Here is a 20,598-nt window from a genome sequence, read left to right on the forward strand (position 1 = left end):
GCCCAGCCAGGTCGTTCTATCGAGCCTTGTTCGACTGTGACACCAAGCTGGCTGCCAAGGTGCGCGTGGTGGCAGACGATCGATCGTTGTTCAATGCGCGGCCTGCACGCTCTTCCATTCGAGCTCCGGTTTGACTAGCAGTCCCACGTTGAGCCAACACCGAGCCAGCAAGAGAACGCTCAAGTCCGGACGAGCTTCCATTGTTGAGAGTCCGTGCCGCCAATGAGGCAGCCGAAGCGGAGCTAGTTTTAGTATTTCTACTCATGATCAAGCCTCTTAACGATTCAGGGGCTTGGTCTCGAATCTTGATCTGCATCTAACCTTTTCGAATTGCAGAAAAGGTATAGTTGGCAAACTTCCTAGACGAAGTAGCAGAGCAAGAACACCCTGACCAAGCGTTGGATGTTTTGTGAAGCATCAGAAGGGCCCCGAGTTACAGCTCGGGGCCCTTCTTTTTTACTGGCAGGCCTCGCAGGCTTCCGGGTTTTCCAGCGAGCAGGCGATGGCTTCGTCCGGGCTGAACACCTTGGCCGGGGCTGCGCTGCTCACCGTGGTCTTGGCGATCTTGGTGGCCGGGCGCGAACGCAGGTAGTAGGTGGTCTTGATGCCCTGCTTCCAGGCGTACATGTACATGGAAGACATCGCGCCGATGTTCGGGCTTTCCATGAACAGGTTGAGCGAGGCCGACTGGTCGATGAAGGCGCCACGCTCGGCGGCCATGTCGATCAGCGAACGCATCGGCAGTTCCCACGCGGTGCGGTAGACCTCGCGCAGCGTTTCCGGAATCTGCGCCACGCCGGCGATGGAGCCTTCGGCCAGCTTGATGGCATCGCGCATGTCGGCGGTCCACAGGCCCAGCTTCTTCAGCTCGTTCACCAGGTAGCGGTTGACCTGCAGGAAGTCACCGGACAGGGTCTCGCGCTTGAACAGGTTGGACACCTGCGGCTCGACGCACTCGTAGCAGCCGGCGATCGAGGCGATGGTCGCGGTCGGGGCGATCGCGATCATCAGCGAGTTGCGCAGGCCGTGTTCCTTGATGCGGGCGCGCAGGGCATCCCAGCGTGCGGTGTCTTCCGGCACCACGTTCCAGGCGTCGAACTGCAGTTCGCCACCGGCGGCGCGGGTGTCGTTGAACGACGGGTGCTTGCCACGTTCCTGGGCCAGCTCGCAGGAGGTTTCCAGCGCGTGGAAGTAGATCGCTTCGGCGATCTTCTTCGACAGGGCACGGGCTTCGGCGCTGTCGAACGGCAGGCGCTTGCGGAAGAACACGTCCTGCAGGCCCATGCAGCCCAGGCCGACCGGACGCCAGCGCAGGTTGGCGCGGCGGGCGGTTTCGATCGGGTAGAAGTTCAGGTCGATGACGCGGTCGAGCTGGCGCACGGCCAGGCGCACGGTCTCGGCCAGCTTCTCGAAGTCGAACTCGTTGTGCTCGTCGAAGTGGTTGCCCAGGTTGATCGAACCCAGGTTGCACACGGCGGTTTCATCGTTGGAAGTGACTTCCAGGATTTCGGTGCACAGGTTGGACAGGTGGATCACGTTGCCCGGACGCAGGGTCTGGTTGCTGGCGCGGTTGCACTTGTCCTTGAAGGTCATCCAGCCGTTGCCGGTCTCGGCCAGCGTACGCATCATGCGGGCATACAGCTTGCGCGCGGAGATGGTGCGGTTGGCCTTGCCCTGGGCTTCGGCCTGCAGGTAGGCCTGCTCGAAGGCTTCGCCGAACAGGTCGGTGAACTCCGGCACGACGCGCGGATCGAACAGCGACCATTCCTGGTCGGCTTCGACGCGCTTCATGAACAGGTCCGGCACCCAGTTGGCCAGGTTCAGGTTGTGCGCGCGGCGGGCTTCGTCACCGGTGTTGTCACGCAGCTCGAGGAAGTCCTCGACGTCGGCGTGCCAGGTTTCCAGGTAGACGCAGGCCGCGCCCTTGCGCTTGCCGCCCTGGTTCACCGCGGCCACGGACGAATCCATGGTCTTCAGCCACGGCACGATGCCGTTGGAGTGGCCGTTGGTCGACTTGATCAGCGAACCACGCGAGCGCACGCGGGTGTAGCTGACGCCGATGCCGCCGGAGAACTTCGACAGCTGGGCGATATCGCCGTACTTGGAATAGATCGACTCCAGCGAGTCCTGCGGCGAGTCCAGCAGGAAGCACGAGGACAGCTGCTCGTGGGTGGTGCCGGAATTGAACAGGGTCGGGCTGGACGGCAGGTAGTCCAGGTTGCCCATGCGCTTGTACAGCGCCAGGGTCTCGGACACGTCCTCGCTCAGCGCGCTGGCGATGCGCAGGAAGAACTGCTGCGGGGTCTCGATCACCTTGCGGGTGTGCGGGTGGCGCAGCAGGTAACGGTCGTACAGGGTACGCAGGCCGAAGTAATCGAAGTTCAGGTCCAGCGAGATGTCGATGGCATCGTTGAGCTTGCGCGCGTTGGTCTGCACGAAGTTCAGCAGGCGGTCGTTGATCAGGCCGACTTCATGGCCACGGCTGACCGACTGCGAGAACGCGTAGATTTCCTGGCCCGAGACTTCCTTGGCGATGTAGTTGGCCAGCAGGCGCGCAGCCAGGCGGCCGTACTCGGGCTCTTCACCGATCAGCAGGGCGGCGGTGCGGATGGACAGTTCGTCCAGCTCGCGGGTGGTGGCGCCGTTGTACAGGCCGGAAATGGTGCGGGTGGCCACGCGCATCGGATCGACGGCGTGCAGGCCTTCGGAGGAACGCTGCACCGCGCGCACGATCTTGTTCAGGTCCACCAGTTCGGTCGTGCCATTGCGCTTGGTCACACTCATCGCGTTGGCCGTCGGCGGCGACGTCAACAGGAATTCGCTTTCCTTCTCGATGGTGGCGCTGGATTCGGTGGTCACGGCGTGTGTCCTCTTGGCGTGATTGGTGGGTGCTCGATGCATCGGGTGACGCAGCCCGGGACATGACAGCCCAGGATGGCAGGACGGCGTCGCAGGGGATGAGACCCTGCGCCTGCCACTGCCGTTGACGATCGCGGATGGGTACCCCGGGCACCCCTGGAATTGGGGTTGCTGCGACCGACGGCCACAAGATAGTGGGGGTAATGGGGTCCGTCAACGCCAAATGTAGTGAAATTCGGCAATCCCTTGCGCCGCAAGGATCGTGCCATCGGCGCCCGGATCAGACGCTTCAGACCTGCCGGAACGGGCTGCGCAGTCAAGCCCGAAAGGCGTCATTGCGGTGGTACAACGCACCGCGAAAACGGAACAATGACAGCTTCACATGACAGTGATGAAACTGGCTAGGGACAACCCTGTGGATAGGTGGTGGGCAGCCGGTGGGAAAGCCGGTATGGCCGGTTGGATGCCATCGGGCAGTGACTTCCGGCCGGTGACGGCACCGTGCGGGCGCGGGATGCTGGGGCCCTGCACCGACCGGAAAGGATTCCACCATGCGCCCGCCCCTGCCCGCCTTGGCCCTGCTGGCCTGCCTGGCCACCGCCCCGGTGATGGCCGGCGACGCCCCGAAGCTGCGCTCGGACCAGTGCGGCATGCGCACCGACTACGACGTGCTGGTGGACAGCGGCGGCATCTGGCTGCGGCATGGCCCGCAGGCGCCGCACGAGGTGGTGTTCCACGATGGCGTGCTGAGCCTGGACGACACGGTCGTGCCGGTCAGCGAGGCCGACGCCGCCCGCCTGCGGCAGATGGAGGCGGGGGCGCGGCAGCTGATGCCGGCAGCCACGGCGTTGGCCCAGGAAGTGAGCGGGCTGAGCTTCGACGTGCTCGACGGGGTCTATGAGAGCCTCACCGGCACCGCCAACAGCCGCAAGGTCCGGCGCCTGCGCCGGCAGGCCGATGACTGGATCGGCGGCACGCTGGGCAAGGGCTACTGGGAACAGGCGGTGTTCGGGCCGGGCTTCGAGGCCAAGGTGCAGGACATGGCCGAGTCGCTGTCCGCATCCATCGCCCGCAGCATGCTGTGGCAGATGGTCACCGGCCGCAGCGAGGCGATGGAGGAGCGCGCCGACCGCCTGGACGCGCAGATGGAACAGCAGCTGGAAGGCCGCGCCGAGCGCATCGAGGCCCGCGCGCAGGCGCTGTGCCCGCTGGTGGCCGCCGTGGCCGAGGCCCACGACGCGCTCGAGGTCCGCTATCAGGGGCAGCCGCTGCGGCTGATCCAGCGCAGTGAGGGCGTGCAGGTGGCGGCCAGCGTGCGCGAGCAGCCGCAGGATGATGCGGTGGCGCCGAGTCGATAGGCCCGCCGCGCTGTTGTAGAGCCGAGCCCACGCTCGGCTGCCTTTCGGCACGTCATTCAGAAGCAGCCGAGCATGGGCTCGGCTCTACAACCAGCGGCCCCCTCACGCCCGGTGCGGGGTACCCAGGTACTCGGCGCTCTGCATCTCGATCAGGCGCGAGGCGGTGCGTTCGAACGCGCCCTGCAGGCGCTGGCCGGTGTACAGCTCGATCGGCGAGGTGCTGGCGGTGCAGACCAGGTTGACGTGGCGGTCGTACAGTTCGTCGATCAGGTTGACGAAGCGGCGCGCGGCATCCTCGTTCAAACGGTCGAAGGCGGGGATGCCACCCAGCAGCACGGTGTTGAACTCGTGCGCGATCTCGATGTAGTCCGAGGGCCCGCGTGGGCCCTCGCACAGCGCGGCGAAGTCGAACCAGGCGATGCTCTTGCCGCGGCCGCGGACCGGGATCTTGCGGCCCTCGATCTCGATGTTGCCGGGCTTGGCCGGCTGGCCGCCGCTCAGCTCGTTCCAGCGGGTGGCCAGCCATTCATCGCTGTCGGCCGCCAGCGGTGCGCGGTACACCGGCGAGCGGGTGAGCGCGCGCATGCGGTAATCCTCGGTGCCCTCGGCGTACAGCTCGACGCAGAAGCGCTGCAGCAGGCCGATGGCCGGCAGGAAGCTCTCGCGCTGCAGGCCGTTGAGATACAGGTTCTCCACCGCGGTGTTGGAGGTGGTGACCAGGGTCACGCCTTCGGCGAACAGGCGCTCCAGCAGCCGCGCCAGCAGCATCGCATCACCGATGTCGGTAACGAAGAATTCGTCCAGCACCAGCACGCGCAGGTTGCTGCGCCATTCCTGGGCGATCTTCGCCAGCGGGTCGCTCTGGCCCTGGTGCTCGCGCAGGCGCTCATGGACGCTGCGCATGAAGCGATGGAAATGGGTGCGGTACTTCTGCTTGATCGGCAGCCCGTCGTAGAACAGATCAACCAGGAAGGTCTTGCCGCGGCCGACGCCGCCCCAGAAGTACAGGCCCTTCACCGGCTCGGGCTTCTTCCAGAACGAGGACAGGCGGTCCAGCCAGCCGTCCTCGGCGCTGTCGACCAGGCCCAGGTGGATGCGGTCCAGTTCGGCCAGGGCCGCGTGCTGGGCCGGGTCGTCCTGCCAGTCGCCGCTGGCAACCCCGGCCGCGTACCGCTGCGACGGGGTCAACTCGGTCGCACTCATGCCGCTGCGCCCAGCCAGTGCTTGACGCCGTGGGTCAGCGCGCCGCGCAGATCGATCAGCTTGCGGTGGAAGAAGTGGCTGGTTTCGGGCATGCGCACCAGCTCATGCGGGAAATCGAGCGTGTCCAGCCACTGGTAGACGGCCTGCGGGTCGACGATCTCGTCCTGCTCGCCCTGGATGACCAGCCAGCGGGCCGGCGGCTGCACGCCGCTGAAATCCCAGCGGCCGGCCGGCGGCGCGATCGAGATCAGCGCTTCTGGCTGCAGCTCGCCTGCGGCCTTCAGCGAAACGAAGGAGCCGAAGCTGAAACCGGCCAGCCACAGGCGGTCGTCCGGGCGCTGGCTGCGCACCCAGGCGGTGACGGCCTTGAGGTCGTCCTGTTCGCCCACGCCGTGGTCGAAGCTGCCGGCCGAGCTGCCGACGCTGCGGAAGTTGAAGCGCACCGTGGCGATGCCCAGCTCGCGCAGGGTGGTGGCGGTCATGGTGACCACCTTGTTGTGCAGGGTGCCGCCTTCGGTGGACAGCGGGTGGCAGATGAGGGCCACGATCGGCTGCACCGGCACGTCGGCCTTGGGCAGGTCGACGACCACTTCCAGCGGGCCGGCCGGGCCGTCCAGTACGAGGCAGGCGGTTTCGCCGGGGGCGACGGGGAACGAGGGCTTGTGCATGGCACCATGATACCGTCCCCCGCCCCTGCCCTGTGCCCGCCCCATGCTCTACCTGTCCCTGGCCGTGATCTGCAGTGTGCTGGTTTCGGTGTTGTTGAAGCTGGCCAACCGCCGCGCGCTGGACGTGCCGCAGATGGTGACCTGGAACTATCTGGTCGCCGCCACCCTCACTGCCGTGGTGCTGCAGCCGCCGCTGGACGCGCTGCGCGCGCCGCATGCGCCGTGGCTGTCACTGCTGGCGCTGGCGGTGGTGCTGCCGTCGATCTTCCTGGTGCTGGGCCGCGCAGTGGCGGTGGCCGGCATCGTCCGCAGCGACGTGGCCCAGCGCCTGTCGCTGCTGCTGTCGCTGGCGGCGGCCTTCCTGTTCTTCGGCCAGACCGCCACGCCGTGGAAGCTGGCCGGCCTGGGCCTGGGCGTGCTGGCGATGGTGGCCATCAGCCTGCGCCCGCGTGGGCCGGCCGTGGCGGCCTCGCCCGGTGGCTGGGGCTGGCTGCTGGGCGTGTGGGGCGGCTTTGCGGTGGTGGACGTGCTGCTGAAGCAGGTGGCGCTGTCGGGCACGCCGTCGATGGCGGCGGTGCTGGCCAGCTTCAGCGTGGCCTTCGTGCTGATGCTGGCGCTGCAGCTGTGGCGGCATGCCAGCGGCCGCAGCCGGCTGGCCTGGCGCAACCTGGGGGCCGGCGCGCTGCTGGGCCTGCTCAACGGCGGCAACATCCTCTTCTATGTGCATGCACACCAGTCGATGCCGGACAGCCCGGCCACCGTGTTCGCCGGCATGAACATCGGCGTGGTGGTGCTGGGCGCGCTGGTGGGCGTGTTCGCCTTCGGCGAGGCCACCACGAAGTGGAACCGCGCCGGGCTGGCGCTGGCGGTGCTGGCGATCGGATTGATCGCCTGGGGGTGAGCGTTGGTTGCGGCGGGCCATTTCCGCGCCCGCGGTGGGATGTCACTTTTCTTTTCGCGCGAAAAGAAAAGTAACCAAAAGAAACGCGCCGCCAGCCGCGAGCCGGTGCTGTGCACCGGTACCCTGCGCTTCTCGATGAACCAGGGGACGGCGCCGAACTCGCTGCGCTCAGACATCGGCGCCTCTTCGCCCCTGATTCACCTGCGATGCTCGGCTCGCTTGAAGACGGACTGGAAGATCAAAAGCAACAGCAGGATCAGTGTCGCCCCATGTGCACGCCACACCCCAGCGGATGCACAACCGCTGGGTTATTTATCGAAACCCAGCAACAGCGGGTCGTGGTCGGAGCTGCGCCACGGGCCCTGTACGTTGCGGCCCTGGTAGCCGCTGGCGTCCTGCTCGTCGGCATTGCTGTGCCATTCGGCGGCCCCGCGCAGGCGCTTGGCCATGCCCGGGCTCAGCAGTGCATGGTCGAGGCGGCCGGTGTAGCCGTTGTAGACGTAGCTGTAGGGATGCTCGACCTTTGCAACCTTGAACGCGTCCTGCCAGCCCAGCTCATGCAGGGTGCGGATCGGGTCTTCCATCGCGTAGGCATTGAAATCGCCCAGCAGCACCGCGTCCTTGGCACCGGTACCGGTCGGGTCGGTCTGCAGCCAGGCGTGCAGCTGCTGCGCCGAGGCCACGCGGGTGGCATTCCAGCAGCCCTGGTTGTCGTTGCGGTCCGCGTCGGCACCGCTCGCATCCCGGCAGCCCTTCGACTTGAAATGGTTGGCGACCACCACGAACGGCGCGCCCTGCTTGCCCTGGAAGGCCTGCGCCAACGGCACGCGGCTGTGCTCGACGAACGGGCCGCCGGTCAGCGTGGCCGGCGCGCCCACCGGCTGCAGTCGCGAGCTGCGGTAGATGATGCCGACCCGGATCGGGTTGTCGCCGGGGCCGTTGCCCGCGTCGACAAAGCGCCAGTCGCCCTGCGCGCCACGGTCGCGGTTGAGCGCATCGACCAGTTCGGCGATGGCCGACTGCGGACCGTAGCCATCGTTCTCCAGTTCCATCAGCGCGGCGACGTCGGCCCCCAGCGCGTTGACCGTGGTGACCAGCTTGGCCACCTGCGCCTTGTGCTCGTCCAGCGTGCGCGCGCCGCGCAGGGTCGGGAAGCCACCGCCCTGGCCGTCACCGTTGAAGAAATTCTCCAGGTTGAAGGCCGCCACGTGCAGGCTGCCCGGCACCGTCGGCACCGCCGGGCGCTTGAGTTCCGGCAGCTTCAGTGCGCCTTCGACCTGCAGCCGCGGACGGCCCTGTGCGTCCACGCGCACGATACCCTCCACATTGCGCAGCTGCATGCCGGTACGCAGCACCGGGTTGGCCGGCAGGTAGGCCACGCTGGCCGGGTCGCGGGCATCGCTGCCGTCGTCCAGCACCAGGCGGCGGCGCTGGTTGTCGGCCATCACCTGCTCGTAGCCGGCAGTACCCGGCGCGGCCACTTCGGTCGGCTGCCAAAGGCGGCCATCGAAGGCGACGGTGAGCTGGCCGAAGCGCTCCAGACCGTCGGTACCGGCCAGGGTGAGCGGTGCGGCGATGCGCACACGCTGGCCATCCAGCGCGCGCCAGTCGGCCGGTGCGGCGGTCAGCACCACGGTGCCGCTGCTGCGCGCGGCGGAGGGCGACGCGACCGGTACGGCCTGCGGCTGGGCCTGGGCAAAGGCGCCGGCCGGCAGCAGCAGGGACAGGGCAAGGGCGAGGGAACGGCGGCGCATCGACGGGCGACTCCATGGAAGAGGCGCACAGACTAACCCTGAAACGCGAAACCCCGCCTGCGCAGCGGGGGCATATGAGCGATCAGGCCTCGGTGGGCAAAGCCGGGTAGTGCCGGCCGCTGGCCGGCAACCTCATGACCTTCGTGCGATGCGTGGTTGCCGGCCAGCGGCCGGCACGACCGTCTACTTCAGGTTGCCCAGCATCCAGTCCACGGTGGCGTGGATCTGCTCCTCGGTCAGCGCCGGGTTGCCGCCCTTGGGTGGCATGATGCCGCCGTCCGGGCCGGTGTAACCCTCGATGGCGTGCTTGTAGAGCGTGTCCTTGCCCTGCGCGATGCGCTTGTCCCAGTGCGAGTGGTCCAGCGTTGGCGCCATGCCCACACCCGTGGTGTGGCAGGCAGTGCACAGGTTGTCGAAGATGACCTTGCCGTCCTTGGTGCCGCCATAGGCCACCTGCGACGCCGCCTTGGCCAGCGCGGCGGCCTTGGCCGCTGCCTGCGCGGCGGCGCCGGTACTGCCGGCATAGACCGCACCGGTGGGCGAGATGCGCTGTTCGGTGCGCTTGGCCGCGGTCGGCGACACCTCGGGCGGAATCCGGGTGTGGATGTAGGCGGCAAGGAGGATGAGGCCGAGGGTGATGGTCGCCAGCAGCGCGATCACCATGGAGAAGCGTTTCAGGAACTCCAGATCGTAATTCCGCACTCTTCGTTACCCCTGGCTGATAGTCGTTGGACCACGGCTGAGCGACTGCGTGATGGACCGAGTATAGAACGCGCTTTGCGTGCGACAACAGGCGTCGCTGCTGGTGCGGCGCAACATGCCGGGGGATGGGGTCAGATCCCTTTTGCGCCGCAAAAGGGATCTGACCCCAGCAACAGAAGCCGGCCAGCGGCCGGCTCTACCGGATTACCGGGCGCCGATCGCGCGCAGGCAGAAGCTGCAGATCGCGTCCACCAGCGCGTCTTCGTCGCGGTGCGCTTCGCGGCTGGGCGCGGTGGGGCCGACCATCGCTTCGGTGAAGGCACCGACCAGGCACGCGGCCGTGGCGTGCGCGTCCTGCGCCGGCAGTTCACCGGCGGCCACGCCCTCTTCCACCAGCCGCAGGAAGACATCCCCAAAGGCGCGACGGCCACGCATGCGCTCGGCTTCCACATCCGGGTCGACCGGCTCAACGATGAAGGCATGGGCCAGCCCCGGCCCCGCCAGCGCGCGGCGGACGAAGGCGGTGATCGCCAGCCGCAGACGCTCGCTGGCCACCTCCGGGCCACTGGCGATGCGCTCCATGATCGCGACCTCGTGGGCCACGGCGGCGTTGAGCACCTCCACGAACAGTTCGGCCTTGGACGGGAAGTGGCGGTAGATCAGGCCGGTGGACACCCCGGCCTGGGTCGCTACGGCCGTCACCGGGGCGTTGCGCCAGCCGCCGGTGGCGACCAGCTCACGGGTGGCCAGCAGGATCCTTTCACGGGCCCCGGCCAGGCGTTCTTCCATCAATGCAGAGCGTTTATAGGCCATGTTCTGATTCTAGTTTCAATTTTTGAATTCGTATTCACTTCTTACCCGAACCCCGCTACGCTGGGGCCATCGCCCGTACGGGTGGCGGTCCTGTACACCGCCGCCCGCTCCCCCGCCGGGTGCGTCCATTTCCTGCCATCCCGCCGTGGAGCCACCACAATGCACGTGCCATCCCTGAACTTCGATCTTGGCGAAGACATCGACCTGCTGCGCCAGAGCGTGGCCCATTTTGCCGCCGCCGAGGTCGCACCGCTGGCCGCCGAGGCCGATGCCACCAATCAGTTCCCGCTGGCCCTGTGGCCGAAGCTGGGCGAACAGGGCCTGCTCGGCCTCACCGTGGAAGAAGAATACGGCGGCACCGGCATGGGCTACCTGGCCCACGTGGTGGCGATGGAAGAGATCTCGCGTGCTTCCGGCGGCATCGGCCTGTCCTACGGCGCGCACTCCAACCTGTGCGTGAACCAGCTGCGCAAGAACGGCAACGAAGAACAGAAGCAGCGCTTCCTGCCGGGCCTGTGCAACGGCAGCCTGATCGGCGCACTGGCGATGAGCGAGCCGGGTGCCGGTTCGGACGTGGTGTCGATGAAGCTGCGCGCCGACAAGCGCGGTGACCGCTACGTGCTCAACGGCAACAAGATGTGGATCACCAACGGCCCGGACGCCGACGTGCTGGTGGTCTATGCCAAGACCGACATGGACGCTGGCGCCAAGGGCATCACCGCGTTCCTGGTCGAAAAGGGCATGAAGGGCTTCTCCACCGCGCAGAAGCTGGACAAGCTGGGCATGCGTTCCTCGCCCACCTGCGAGCTGGTGTTCCAGGACTGCGAAGTACCGGAAGAAAACGTGCTGGGCCAGATCGGTGGCGGCGTGCGCGTGCTGATGTCCGGCCTGGACTACGAGCGCGTGGTGCTCTCTGGTGGTCCGCTGGGCCTGATGGCCGCGGCGATGGACGTGGTGATGCCGTACGTGCACGAGCGCCACCAGTTCGGTGAAGCGATCGGCAGCTTCCAGCTGATCCAGGGCAAGATCGCCGACATGTACGTGGGCCTGGGCGCCTGCCGCGCCTATGTCTATGCCGTGGCGCGCGCCTGCGACCAGGGCCGCACCACCCGCCAGGACGCCGCCGGTGCCATCCTGTATGCCGCCGAGAAGGCCACCTGGCTGACCGGCCAGGCGATCCAGATCCTGGGCGGCAACGGCTACATCAACGAATACCCGACCGGCCGTTTGTGGCGCGACGCCAAGCTGTATGAAATCGGCGCCGGCACTTCGGAGATCCGCCGCATGCTGATCGGCCGTGAACTGTTCCAGCGCACCCTGTAAGGCCACCGCGATGACCGTCCTGAACAGCCAGCTGCAACCGGGCAGCGAAACGTTTGAAAGCAACCGCGCGGCCATGCAGGCCGTGGTCGACGACCTGCATGCCACCCTGGCGCGCACCGCGCTGGGTGGCAGCGAAGCCGCACGCGCCAAGCACACCGCACGCGGCAAGCTGCTGGTGCGCGACCGCATTGATGCCCTGCTCGACCCCGGCAGCGCCTTCCTGGAAATCGCGCCGCTGGCCGCGCATGGCATGTACGAAGACGCCGTGCCTGCCGCCGGCGTGGTGGCCGGCATCGGCCGCGTGAGCGGCGTGGAATGCGTGATCGTGGCCAACGACGCCACGGTCAAGGGCGGCACCTACTACCCGATGACGGTGAAGAAGCACCTGCGCGCGCAGGAGATCGCCGAGCAGAACCACCTGCCGTGCATCTACCTGGTCGATTCCGGTGGCGCCTTCCTGCCGCTGCAGGACGAGGTGTTCCCCGACCGCGATCATTTCGGCCGCATCTTCTACAACCAGGCCAACCTGTCGGCGCAGGGCATCCCGCAGATCGCCTGCGTGATGGGCAGCTGCACCGCCGGCGGTGCCTATGTGCCGGCGATGAGCGATGAGACCGTGATCGTGCGCGAACAGGGCACGATCTTCCTGGGCGGCCCGCCGCTGGTGAAGGCCGCCACCGGCGAAGTGGTGACCGCCGAGGAACTGGGCGGCGCCGACGTGCACACGCGCATTTCCGGCGTGGCCGACCACATGGCCGACAACGACCTGCAGGCACTTGCACGGGTGCGTGCGATCATCGCCCAGCTCAACTGGCGCAAGCCGGAACCGGCGATGGCGGTGCAGGCCAGCGAAGAACCGCTGCTGCCGGCGCATGAACTGTACGGGGTGATCCCGGCCGATACGCGCAAGCCCTACGACGTGCGCGAAGTGATCGCGCGACTGGTGGACGGTTCGCGTTTCGATGAATTCAAGCCGCGCTACGGCGCAACGCTGGTGACCGGCTTCGCGCATCTGAACGGCTACCCGATCGGCATCATCGCCAACAACGGCATCCTGTTCTCGGAGTCGGCGCTGAAGGGCGCGCACTTCATCGAGCTGTGCACCCAGCGCAACATCCCGCTGGTGTTCCTGCAGAACATCACCGGCTTCATGGTCGGCCGCAAGTACGAACAGGGCGGCATCGCCAAGGACGGGGCCAAACTGGTGATGGCCGTGGCCTGCGCCAAGGTGCCCAAGTTCACCGTGGTCATCGGCGGCTCGTTCGGCGCCGGCAACTACGGCATGTGCGGCCGTGCGTACTCGCCGAACTTCCTGTGGATGTGGCCGAACGCGCGCATCGGCGTGATGGGCGGCGAACAGGCCGCCAGCGTGCTGGCCACGGTCAAGCGCGATGGCATCGAAGCCAAGGGCGGACAGTGGCCGGCAGCGGAAGAAGATGCGTTCAAGGTGCCGATCCGCGAGCAGTTCGAACAACAGGGCCATCCCTACTACGCCAGCGCGCGCCTGTGGGACGACGGCGTGATCGATCCGGCCGACACCCGCCGCGTGCTCGCCCTGGCCCTGTCGGCCAGCCTCAACGCCGCCCCGCAGCAGACGCGCTTCGGCGTGTTCCGCATGTGACCCGTGCCATGACCGAGCCAGCCCACATGAAGCCCGCTGCCATGTTCACCAAGATCCTGATTGCCAACCGCGGCGAGATCGCCTGCCGCGTCATCGCCACCTGCCGACGCCTCGGTATCGCCACCGTGGCGGTGTATTCCGATGCCGACCGCAACGCACGCCACGTGCGGCTGGCCGACGAAGCCATCCACATTGGTCCGGCCGCTGCACGTGAGAGCTACCTGCGCGGCGATGTCCTGCTCGACGCCGCACGCCTGACCGGCGCGCAGGCCATCCACCCCGGCTACGGCTTCCTGTCCGAGAACGCCGATTTCGCCGACGCCTGCGCCGCCGCCGGCATCACCTTCATCGGACCGCCGGCCAGCGCCATCCGCGCGATGGGCGACAAGAGCGCGGCCAAGGCACTGATGGCCAAGGCCGGTGTGCCGCTGACCCCGGGCTACCACGGCGACCAGCAGGCGCCGGACTTCCTGCGCGCGCAGGCCGATGGCATCGGCTACCCGGTGCTGATCAAGGCCAGTGCCGGCGGCGGTGGCAAGGGCATGCGCAAGGTCGAGCGCAGCGAGGACTTCGTCGATGCGCTGGCCAGCTGCCAGCGCGAGGCGGCCTCGGCATTCGGCAACGACCACGTGGTGGTCGAGAAGTACGTCGAGCGCCCGCGCCATATCGAGATCCAGGTATTTGGCGACAGCCACGGCGAGGCGGTCTACCTGTTCGAGCGCGACTGCTCGGTGCAGCGCCGTCACCAGAAGGTGCTGGAAGAGGCACCCGCCCCGGGCATGAGCGCGGAACGTCGTGCTGCGATGGGCAAGGCCGCGGTCGATGCCGCGCGTGCGGTGGGCTACGTCGGTGCCGGCACGGTGGAGTTCATCGCCGGCCCGGATGGCGATTTCTACTTCATGGAAATGAACACCCGCCTGCAGGTCGAACACCCGGTCACCGAGTACATCACCGGTACCGATCTGGTGGAGTGGCAGCTGCGCGTGGCCTCGGGCCAGCCGCTGCCGCTGCGCCAGGAACAGCTGGCCATCCACGGCCACGCCATCGAAGCGCGCCTGTACGCCGAAGATGCCGACCGTGGCTTCCTGCCGTCCACCGGCACCCTGCGCCGCCTGCGCCTGCCGACGCCATCGGCCCATGTGCGCGTGGATACCGGCGTGGAGGAAGGCGACAGCATCACCCCGTACTACGACCCGATGATTGCCAAGCTGATCGTCTGGGACGTGGACCGCGACGCCGCGCTGCGCCGCATGAGCCAGGCGCTGGCCGACTGCCAGGTGGTGGGCGTGACCACCAATGCCGGCTTCCTGCGCCGGCTGGTGAACACCGATTCGTTCGCGCACGCCAAGCTGGATACCGCGCTGATCGAACGCGAACAGGCGGCATTGAGTGCAGTGGGCGACACGGATGACGCCCTGTGGCAGCTGGCCGCCGTGGCCGCGGTTGCTGGCACTGCCGGTGCCAGCACCGACGCGCGCGACCCGCATTCGCCATGGCAGGCCCAGGATGGCTGGCGCCTCGGCGCATCGGCACCGCGCGTGCTGCCGCTGCAGCAGGGCGAACGCAAGCACACGCTGAAAGTGTGGGCACAGGCCGATGGCTGGCGCGTGCAGCGCGATGACGCCGCGCCGGTTCAGGTGATCGGCACAGCCGATGCGCAGCATCTTACCGTGCAGCTGGGCGAACGCCGCTGGTCGCTGCAGCTGCTGCGCGACGGTGACCAGCTGTACCTGTTCGGCGCCGACGGCCAGCACCGCTTCACCCTGCACGATCCGGTGGGCGAATCGGACCACGCCGTGGCCGATGCCGGCAGCCTGCTGGCGCCGATGCCGGGCAAGATCGTCGCGACACTGGTCGCGGCCGGCACCGAGGTCAAGCGCGGCACGCCGCTGGTGGTGCTGGAAGCGATGAAGATGGAGCACACCCTGCAGGCACCGGCGGATGGGACGGTGAAGGGCTATCGCGCCAAGGCCGGCGACCAGGTGGGTGATGGCACGGTACTGGTGGACTTCGAAGCGGCGTGATGCAGCAGAGGCCGCGCGGGGTCAGCCCGCGCGGTCTTCAAGGTTCCAGATCGTGCCTGCAGGGTCCAGCTCGGTCGTGGTCATGGTCGCGGCGCGCCAGCCGAAGCCGCACACAGCGAGCACGCCATCGGTGACGGGATCCAAGGAAAGGGCGCGCTCGATTGCTTTCTCGTTGATTGCCGCAGTGATGAACGCACCCAGGCCATCGTCGGTCGCGGCCAGATACAGTGTCTGGGACAGATGGCCCGCCTCAAGGGCGATGACGCGGTAGCTTTTCGCGTGCTGGCGATACTTCCAGAATGTACGGTCGAAGCGCGGCGCCAGGATCACCAGCACGTGCGCATCGGCAAACCAGTGCTGCTGGCCCACAACATCCATCACGAAGTCACGGTCCACCTCGCTGTCCGAGGCCACCGGCTCCAGCACATGGGTATCGCCGCGATAGTGGTACAGGCCCGCCGGCAGCCCTTCGACGTGCTGCACCACCAGATAGGCCTCGATGGGATGCAGCCCGCCACCGGAGGGCACGTTCTTCTTCATGAACACCAGGTCCTCGCCGACACGGTGTTCTCCGGTACTGCCGAAGGTCCGCTGCAACATCCGCGCCAGCATCGGCAGCGGCAGCGGTCGCTGCCAGTCGAAGTTGCGACAGGTTGCGCGACGGGCCAGCAGCGTGTCGAAGGCTGCCGGCTCGGCCCTGGGCAGCGCAATGGCGCCTTCGCTGCAACGTGACACCGTGGTCGCAGGCGGCGCTCCCAGTGTTTCACGCATCTGCACGGCCGTCTCGGTCCTGGACGCGCGCATGTTGCCGACGGCATCCACCCCATCCCAGCGCGAGAATGCGTGCAGCACGGCAGCAAGCGGGTGCCAGTAGGTCGAGCGCAATGCCTCGTCGGCAATCGACGCTGCATCCGTCGCGCTGCCCTGGACAAACACCAGCCCTGCCTGCTGCAGGGGCGACACCATGCCCGCCTCCTCGCTGTCCACCGCGACCTCCTGCCATGCGCTGGGGCTGAGCCGACCCAGCCAGGCCTGCTGCCTGGCATCCAGTTCGACCGGTTCGGGCAAGTGCGGCGCGAGCGCAAGCCAGGCCTGCCTGCGACGAAGCCCATCACCGCCCTGCATCAGGCCCTGCAGGTCGAACGTTGCCGTTTCCCGCAGCTCCATCATCAGTACCGAACAGCGCCTGACCTGCATGTTCTTTCCTTTGGATATTCCTGCCACGTTATCGAGCGATACCGCGATTCCTTGATGGCAGCTCGGCGGTCACTCAAGAAGCGCTCCCCTGCGCCGACATCAAGGTTCCATATCGACGTTTCCGGACCCCACCATGCCCACCCTGCAGCTGGAACCTGCCGTCGCGCAGAATCTTGTGAACCTGCTCGCCACCGATGACGCATTCCGCGGCCGCTTCACCCAGTCGCCGGAGGCGGCGTTGCTGGAAGCCGGCCACGTTCCTGCAGATCCGGCCGAGCTGAGCCAGTTCGTCGCCATGTGCTGTGCCTCCATCGAGCTGGCGGACAAAGCCGTCATCGAGCAGGCACACGCGCAGATCGTCGCGATGCTGTCCAGTGGAACGGCCTACACCGTGCCGATGCTCGAGAACGGCAACACAGGTAATTCCCCGCGTACGCTCCGCTGAGAACCGCTCACCCTTCGGGCCTGGTCTCCGCTGCGGGCAAAGGCCGGGCAGCCTCGCGCACATCCAGCACGTTCATCGCCTGCAGGCAGTAACTGCATTCGATCTCTGCGTACGCAAGGCCGGGGTTGGAGGCCAGCCAACGCTTCTGGTCGAGCATCTGGGCATCCAAGCCCGCATCGCGGGCCGCCTTCATCGCCGCGACCCGCGATTGCACCCGCGAGCGAGCACCCAGATAGGGTTCGAGCAGCTGGAGTGCCTGCAGCGGTTTACCTGATGCGCGCAGCCTCTCCGCGCCCAGCACAGCATCGAATTCGCGGATGACGGCGCTTTCCGGCTTTCTCTGCAACGAAGCCCAGCGACGCTCGACCTGCCTGGCGTAGCGGGCGTCCCCCATGCGCAACCCTACAAGTGCCGCGGCCTGGGCGGTGACGATACGATCAACGGCATCGACCACGGGAACTGATTCGATGCCTTCGAATGTCCGGTGGATCGCCTCATCCAGCAGCGGTCCGACGCTTGAATGCTGGCCCGCCTGCAATCGCGCTACGGCCAGGGGAACATAGAAGTTGAAGCGGTCAACACCGGGCATGGTGTAGCTCCGCTTCATGCCGCGCTCGGCATTCCACAGCGCGGCCTGGATGTCACCCTTGTCCAGCTGGACGGAAATGCGGATGTTGTCGGCGTGATAGTCGCTGGCGTCGATCTTCTGCAACAAGCCCAGGGACCGTGCCAGGTCGCCTCGCGCCGCTGCAACGGTCGCCTGTCGCATCAGTGCTCCCTGCCAGCCGCTGGCCGCTGCAACGGAAAGCGCGCGGTCTGCTTCATCGAACCGCCCCATTGCCAGCAGGATGCGGCCGTACTGATCCTGGCCAACGCCCAATAGATCGACCTGGCTCATCGCAACGCGTTGCGCCAGCGGCAGTGCTTCGCTGAAACGGTTCTCGCAATAGAGGCTGATCGCAGCATTGTTCGCAGCCGGCAGATAGTCCGGATACAACTCGGCCATCTGCATCCATCCATCGGTTGCGCGGTCCGGGTCGCCCAGATGAAGGGTCCAGTTGCGTACGTAGAGCGCTTCACGTGTGGTCAGATGCCGGGACCATCGCTGTGCCTTCTTCAACACGCTGGCGGCACGGGAGAAATCCGCATCCGCGAAATGGCTGCGAGTCTGTCCCAGCCATGCCAGTGCGAATTCTGGATCGATTTCCGTGGCCTGCTGGTAAAACGCCAATGCTCCCTTGTAGTCACCGCGCACGTAGCGCTTCTGGCCCAAGGCAAACGCACGCAGCGCATCCATGCTGCCCGTGGTCACCTCTGGCAGGGATTGGCTGTCGCGCTGGATCAATGCGGGCTCTTCGCCCAGGCGATCGCGCAGCTGGCGCGAAACATCGTCCACCGCCGCCAGTACCGCACCCGCCTTCGCATCGGCGGATACCACAGCCAGGGTGCGCAGCGTCGACGGCTCGATCACCTCCACGCTGAAGCGGGTGCGGCCGCCGACATCGGTAGCCGATGGCACGAACACCAGGCGGGCGCCCGTGCGTACCGCCACAGCGGCGGCATCGCCGCGTTCGCGGACGCCGCCATCCAGCGGTTTCCGCATCATCTCAAGGGTGCGGCCGACGCGGTCGTCACTGACGACGTTGACGTAGCGGGACTGCTCGAGACTGATCCGGAACGCCTGGTCCAGGGCGTCATCGAGCAGGCGATTGCCGGTGAAGTTATGCAGCCCGCCGAGCACCACCCAATCGCGTTCGGCGAACGCGATGGCCGGCTGTGGCCGGGTCAGCAACCAGACGCCAAGCACCGCGGCCAGCAGTACGGCAGCCTGCGCCGCCATCGCCAGTGGACGGCGCCACAACGGCAGGTCACGCCGGGCCTTGGCCGTGTGCCGCAGCCGCCCCGGCGTGGGCATGCCCGCCGCCTGCACGCCGTAGACTTCGGCTGGCTGGCTCACGCCCTTGAAACGCCATCGCCCGAACGATCGCCATTGCAGGCCTTCAGCCATCGCGCCCAGCGACCCACTGGAGCGACGCACGATGGATTCGGCCACCGCCGAAAGCAGGATCTGGCCCGGCCGCGCCAACTGCATCAGGCGCGCCGCCGTCGGCTTGGCCAGGCCTTCGACTTCAATCGCCTTGGCGCCAGCCCGCACTGCCTCGGCGCTGTTCTCCCAGGTGAGCACATCGCCCACATGCAGACCGGCCCGCGCCTGCAGATGGATCTCGTGTCTCTGCCCCAGCGGCTGCAGTCCACGCTGGTAATCCAATGCGAAGCCAAGCGCGTCGATCGGGCGCTCGAACAGCATGAACAACCCGTCGGAGCGATCGATCAGCTGGCCGTTCCAGCGCTGCTGCAGCGCCAGCACCAGCCGGTCGTGTTCCTGGAACAGTTCGGCGGCGGCGACATCGCCGATGCGCTCGACCAGCAGCAGCGAGTCACACAGGTCGGTGAACAGCAGGGCGCGCAGTTGCTGGTTGTGCGGCGCCGACGTTCCGTTGTCGCCATTCATCGCCTCTGTCTCCCGATCTAGGGTGAGTCCACTGCGTCTGCCCAACGCAGGCAGTTGCCACCATCGCGCTTGGCCTGGTACAGCGCACGGTCCGCGCTGGCGTACCACTCGCTCCAGCCCGCATCCGGGTCCAGCAGGCTGGCGCCGATGCTGACCAGGCTGACGTGCGGCGTGCCGTGGCTGCGTTCGAGCAGACCATGTACCGCGCTGAGGATGAACTCGGCCGCGTGCTGCACGATCTCGTGGTTGCCACGACGCAGGATCAGGCAGAACTCGTCACCGCCGAGCCGGCAGGTCAGGTCCTGCTCGCCGGCCATCGAGCGCAGGATGTTGCCCATGCTCTGCAGCACGCGATCGCCGGCCTGATGGCCATGGCGGTCATTGATCTGCTTGAAGCGGTCGCAGTCGATCAGCAGCAGCGCCTGCGGCAGCCCACTGCCATCGGCACGGCATTCCTGCAGGTACAGAGTGAGGCCACGGCGGTTGTGCAGTCCGGTCAGTTCATCGGTACGCACCAGCTCACGGGTGTGGGTCAGCTGGTGGGTGGTGATGTACAGGTTGTCCAGCGCGGTTTCCAGGTCATGGTTGCGCCGGCGCAGCTGGCTGATCAGGGCCTGTTCGTTGGTCAGCACGCGCATGATCGTGCGGCGCAGGAAGTAGGCGACCAGGCCCGGATCGGATTCGACCAGGCGATGGAAGTCGGCGGGCCCCAGCTCAAGCACCTCGCAGTCCACCAGGGCGCGCGCACTGGCGCTGCGCGGGTGGTCACCCACCAGCAGGCCCAGCTCACCGAAGAACTCCTGCTGCCCGAGAGTCTTGATCACCAGGTCCTCGCCGAAGTCCAGTTCGATCTGGCCTTCCAGGATCACGTACATGCGCTCGCCACGATGCCCACGCTGGAACAGCCACTGTCCGGCATGAAGCTTGCATGGACGGGCAAATCTGGCGAACAATGCGACTTCGGCATCGGACAGCAACGCATGCACGATCTCGGCCATCGCCACCCGGGCGATACCTGACGTCACATCACTGTTCTCGGCCGCACCCCTGCCGGTCATTCCCTGCACCCGCCGCCAGCGTCCCCTGGTGAGCCGCGGAGCATAGCACCGCTTTAAAATGTGCGCTCTATCTCATTTTGAGCCTTGAGGTCCGCTTTCCCGATGTGAAGGCGCGCGGTGGCCGTTCTGCCCGCCACGGTCGAGGGAAAAGTCGTTCCGG

15 protein-coding genes are annotated in these 20,598 nt (G+C 67.0%); 6 read left to right on the forward strand and 9 right to left on the reverse strand.

Annotation, left to right across the window (positions count from 1 at the left end; genetic code table 11):
• Positions 1-456: 456 nt before the first annotated feature.
• On the reverse strand, positions 457-2,859 hold the full coding sequence (locus AC5P57_RS18255) for a ribonucleoside-diphosphate reductase subunit alpha (protein ID WP_032128210.1): 2,403 nt from the start codon (positions 2,857-2,859) through the stop codon (positions 457-459).
• 551 nt (positions 2,860-3,410) lie between these two features.
• Here AC5P57_RS18255 and AC5P57_RS18260 point away from each other — a divergent pair.
• On the forward strand, positions 3,411-4,217 hold the full coding sequence (locus AC5P57_RS18260) for a DUF2884 family protein (RefSeq protein WP_099551543.1): 807 nt from the start codon (positions 3,411-3,413) through the stop codon (positions 4,215-4,217).
• Positions 4,218-4,319: 102 nt separating this feature from the next.
• Here AC5P57_RS18260 and zapE read toward each other — a convergent pair whose 3' ends face one another.
• Together zapE and AC5P57_RS18270 are read right to left on the reverse strand one after the other, a co-directional pair.
• Complete coding sequence (gene zapE / locus AC5P57_RS18265; RefSeq protein ID WP_262235821.1) at positions 4,320-5,420, reverse strand: cell division protein ZapE; 1,101 nt, start codon at positions 5,418-5,420, stop codon at positions 4,320-4,322.
• Positions 5,417-6,088, reverse strand: coding sequence for an alpha/beta hydrolase (locus AC5P57_RS18270; RefSeq protein WP_262235822.1), 672 nt, complete (start codon positions 6,086-6,088; stop codon positions 5,417-5,419). The genes zapE and AC5P57_RS18270 overlap by 4 nt, the downstream gene beginning before the upstream one ends.
• Before the next feature lie 43 nt (positions 6,089-6,131).
• On the opposite strand from AC5P57_RS18270, the gene AC5P57_RS18275 reads away from it, so the two are divergent.
• Complete coding sequence (locus AC5P57_RS18275; protein WP_108767350.1) at positions 6,132-6,989, forward strand: EamA family transporter; 858 nt, start codon at positions 6,132-6,134, stop codon at positions 6,987-6,989.
• A 308-nt stretch (positions 6,990-7,297) separates the two neighbouring features.
• On the opposite strand, the gene AC5P57_RS18280 is transcribed toward AC5P57_RS18275, so the two are convergent.
• The 3 genes from AC5P57_RS18280 to AC5P57_RS18290 all read right to left on the reverse strand — a co-directional run bounded on the left by AC5P57_RS18280 (position 7,298) and on the right by AC5P57_RS18290 (position 10,258).
• Positions 7,298-8,743 carry an ExeM/NucH family extracellular endonuclease gene (locus tag AC5P57_RS18280; protein WP_262235823.1) on the reverse strand — a complete coding sequence of 482 codons (1,446 nt, stop codon included), beginning with the start codon at positions 8,741-8,743 and terminating at the stop codon, positions 7,298-7,300.
• A gap of 183 nt (positions 8,744-8,926) precedes the next feature.
• Positions 8,927-9,445, reverse strand: coding sequence for a c-type cytochrome (locus AC5P57_RS18285; protein ID WP_005407662.1), 519 nt, complete (start codon positions 9,443-9,445; stop codon positions 8,927-8,929).
• A gap of 204 nt (positions 9,446-9,649) precedes the next feature.
• Positions 9,650-10,258: a TetR/AcrR family transcriptional regulator gene (locus AC5P57_RS18290; RefSeq protein WP_099551548.1), complete on the reverse strand. Its 609-nt coding sequence runs from the start codon at positions 10,256-10,258 to the stop codon at positions 9,650-9,652.
• A 159-nt stretch (positions 10,259-10,417) separates the two neighbouring features.
• Here AC5P57_RS18290 and AC5P57_RS18295 point away from each other — a divergent pair, with 159 nt between their 5' ends.
• The 3 genes from AC5P57_RS18295 to AC5P57_RS18305 are packed head-to-tail and all read left to right on the forward strand — an operon-like array spanning position 10,418 to position 15,226.
• Complete coding sequence (locus tag AC5P57_RS18295; protein WP_099551549.1) at positions 10,418-11,581, forward strand: isovaleryl-CoA dehydrogenase; 1,164 nt, start codon at positions 10,418-10,420, stop codon at positions 11,579-11,581.
• A gap of 10 nt (positions 11,582-11,591) precedes the next feature.
• Entirely contained in the window at positions 11,592-13,202 is a 1,611-nt protein-coding gene (locus AC5P57_RS18300) for a carboxyl transferase domain-containing protein (protein WP_262235824.1), read from the forward strand.
• 41 nt (positions 13,203-13,243) lie between these two features.
• Positions 13,244-15,226: an acetyl/propionyl/methylcrotonyl-CoA carboxylase subunit alpha gene (locus AC5P57_RS18305; protein ID WP_495219747.1), complete on the forward strand. Its 1,983-nt coding sequence runs from the start codon at positions 13,244-13,246 to the stop codon at positions 15,224-15,226.
• A gap of 21 nt (positions 15,227-15,247) precedes the next feature.
• Here the strand turns inward: AC5P57_RS18305 and AC5P57_RS18310 are convergent, their stop codons facing one another.
• Complete coding sequence (locus tag AC5P57_RS18310) at positions 15,248-16,423, reverse strand: putative peptide maturation dehydrogenase (RefSeq protein WP_088430670.1); 1,176 nt, start codon at positions 16,421-16,423, stop codon at positions 15,248-15,250.
• A gap of 133 nt (positions 16,424-16,556) precedes the next feature.
• On the opposite strand from AC5P57_RS18310, the gene AC5P57_RS18315 reads away from it, so the two are divergent.
• Positions 16,557-16,868 carry an NHLP-related RiPP peptide gene (locus AC5P57_RS18315; RefSeq protein ID WP_049452942.1) on the forward strand — a complete coding sequence of 104 codons (312 nt, stop codon included), beginning with the start codon at positions 16,557-16,559 and terminating at the stop codon, positions 16,866-16,868.
• A gap of 7 nt (positions 16,869-16,875) precedes the next feature.
• On the opposite strand, the gene AC5P57_RS18320 is transcribed toward AC5P57_RS18315, so the two are convergent.
• Complete coding sequence (locus AC5P57_RS18320; protein WP_185959199.1) at positions 16,876-19,380, reverse strand: putative peptide modification system cyclase; 2,505 nt, start codon at positions 19,378-19,380, stop codon at positions 16,876-16,878.
• A gap of 17 nt (positions 19,381-19,397) precedes the next feature.
• Entirely contained in the window at positions 19,398-20,438 is a 1,041-nt protein-coding gene (locus AC5P57_RS18325; RefSeq protein ID WP_099551553.1) for a GGDEF domain-containing protein, read from the reverse strand.
• Positions 20,439-20,598: the final 160 nt, after the last annotated feature.

The sequence above is a fragment of the Stenotrophomonas sp. YJH_SMC_79 genome, assembly GCF_059367995.1.

Excerpts from the sequence above, each read along its gene's own strand:
- AC5P57_RS18275 (WP_108767350.1), top strand. The coding sequence starts at position 6,132 with ATGCTCTACCTGTCCCTGGCCGTGATCTGCAGTGTGCTGGTTTCGGTG.
- AC5P57_RS18310 (WP_088430670.1), bottom strand. The coding sequence starts at position 16,423 with ATGCAGGTCAGGCGCTGTTCGGTACTGATGATGGAGCTGCGGGAAACG.
- AC5P57_RS18290 (WP_099551548.1), bottom strand. The coding sequence starts at position 10,258 with ATGGCCTATAAACGCTCTGCATTGATGGAAGAACGCCTGGCCGGGGCC.
- AC5P57_RS18300 (WP_262235824.1), top strand. The coding sequence starts at position 11,592 with ATGACCGTCCTGAACAGCCAGCTGCAACCGGGCAGCGAAACGTTTGAA.
- AC5P57_RS18270 (WP_262235822.1), bottom strand. The coding sequence starts at position 6,088 with ATGCACAAGCCCTCGTTCCCCGTCGCCCCCGGCGAAACCGCCTGCCTC.
- AC5P57_RS18315 (WP_049452942.1), top strand. The coding sequence starts at position 16,557 with ATGCCCACCCTGCAGCTGGAACCTGCCGTCGCGCAGAATCTTGTGAAC.
- AC5P57_RS18280 (WP_262235823.1), bottom strand. The coding sequence starts at position 8,743 with ATGCGCCGCCGTTCCCTCGCCCTTGCCCTGTCCCTGCTGCTGCCGGCC.
- AC5P57_RS18295 (WP_099551549.1), top strand. The coding sequence starts at position 10,418 with ATGCACGTGCCATCCCTGAACTTCGATCTTGGCGAAGACATCGACCTG.
- AC5P57_RS18320 (WP_185959199.1), bottom strand. The coding sequence starts at position 19,380 with ATGAATGGCGACAACGGAACGTCGGCGCCGCACAACCAGCAACTGCGC.
- AC5P57_RS18260 (WP_099551543.1), top strand. The coding sequence starts at position 3,411 with ATGCGCCCGCCCCTGCCCGCCTTGGCCCTGCTGGCCTGCCTGGCCACC.
- AC5P57_RS18325 (WP_099551553.1), bottom strand. The coding sequence starts at position 20,438 with ATGACCGGCAGGGGTGCGGCCGAGAACAGTGATGTGACGTCAGGTATC.
- AC5P57_RS18305 (WP_495219747.1), top strand. The coding sequence starts at position 13,244 with ATGTTCACCAAGATCCTGATTGCCAACCGCGGCGAGATCGCCTGCCGC.
- zapE (WP_262235821.1), bottom strand. The coding sequence starts at position 5,420 with ATGAGTGCGACCGAGTTGACCCCGTCGCAGCGGTACGCGGCCGGGGTT.